The 1,537-nt window shown below is 37.7% G+C and carries 2 protein-coding genes; both read right to left on the reverse strand.

The annotated features are described in order from the left end of the window. Positions 1-28: 28 nt before the first annotated feature. Positions 29-916: a heme o synthase gene (locus IHO13_RS03335; RefSeq protein ID WP_225538273.1), complete on the reverse strand. Its 888-nt coding sequence runs from the start codon at positions 914-916 to the stop codon at positions 29-31. A 1-nt stretch (position 917) separates the two neighbouring features. Then, positions 918-1,537, reverse strand: a 620-nt coding sequence (locus tag IHO13_RS03340; protein ID WP_225538274.1) for a cbb3-type cytochrome c oxidase subunit I, incomplete at its 5' end; no start/stop codon positions are given.

A 1,537-nucleotide genomic window follows, 5' to 3' on the forward strand; every position in this document is an offset into this window, starting at 1 on the left:
TTTTTATGTTTCTGCCGTTCTTTCATAGCTAAAACAAATCGGTAGAACAAAAAATAACACTAGTAAACAGAAAAAATAGATAAGAAATTGAATAAGAAAACATTTTTTTCTGTGAGCTATGATTTTTAAGTCTTATAATAGATACAGCATACCAAATAAAAATACAACCCTCAAGGATTGCCAGACTTAGGTAAAATAGGGCCTTTTTCAAAAACAGTGCTGGAAGCAAGCTAGTTAGCACCAGCAACACACTGTAAATTAATATATGTTTCCTTGTTTTCTCTGGGCCGTAGACAACATTGAACATTGGAATCGACGTTTTTACATAGTCCTCGGAACTGTTTAAGGATAGAGCCCAAAAGTGCGGTGGAGTCCACATAAAAATTATTAAGAATAGAATAAAACTTTCCCAACTTACCGAGTTAGTCGCAATTGCCCAACCAATCATTGGAGAAAAAGCACCTGATGCACTGCCGATAACAATATTTTGCGGAGTGCGTCTTTTGAGCCAAATTGTGTATATGAAAACGTAAAATAATATGCTAACTGCAAGCAAAGCAGCGGAAACATAGTTCACTGCTATTGCCATAATAAATACTGACAATACTCCAAGGGTTATACCAAATTCAAGCGCGCTTTCTGCAGAAACTCTACCTGAAGGTATAGGACGATCTTTTGTTCTTTTCATGAGAAGATCTATGTCCCTATCGTACCACATATTTATGGCACCTGCGGATCCTGAACCAAGAGCAACACATACAAGGGATATTAGTGCAAGAAAAGGATGAATACTACCTGGTGCAGCAACCATTCCAGCAACTGCAGTAAATACTACAAGATACATTATCCTTGGCTTCAGCAAACGCCAAAAATCCAGTATTGTTGACTCAACATTTAACAAAGCACTTGTATGCATTCTATTTTACCACTGGCAGTTTTTCGAAAGTATGAAAAGGTGGTGGTGAAGATATTGTCCATTCCAAGGTATCACCCCCCCAAGGATTATTTTCAGCTTTCTTGCCCCATTTGAAGAGGTGTACAACTATAAACACAAAAAGCATAACTGAAATGAATGACATATATGAACCAATTGAGGACACATAATTCCAAGGAATGAATGCATCTGGATAGTCGGGTATACGCCTTGGCATACCAGCTAACCCCAGAAAATGCTGAGGTAAGAAAGTGGTATTGGTGCTAATAAAAGTAAGCCAAAAATGTATTTTCCCTAGGCATTCATTATATTGTTTACCCGACATTTTGCCTATCCAATAATAAAAGCCAGCGAAGGCTGCAAATATTGAGGCAAGTGACAGGACATAGTGAAAGTGAGCAACAACATAATAAGTATCATGTAAAAGCTTATCTATTCCGCCTTGAGACAGAATTATTCCGGTTATACCACCGCCAACAAACATAAAAATAAAACCTAGTGCAAATAGCATAGGGGTTTTAAGCTCAATCGCCCCACCCCACATAGTTGCAATCCAGCTAAAGACTTTAATACCAGTCATAACACCAATAAAAATTGTGCTGG

The sequence above is a fragment of the Wolbachia endosymbiont of Mansonella perstans genome, assembly GCF_020278605.1.
GTDB lineage: Bacteria > Pseudomonadota > Alphaproteobacteria > Rickettsiales > Anaplasmataceae > Wolbachia.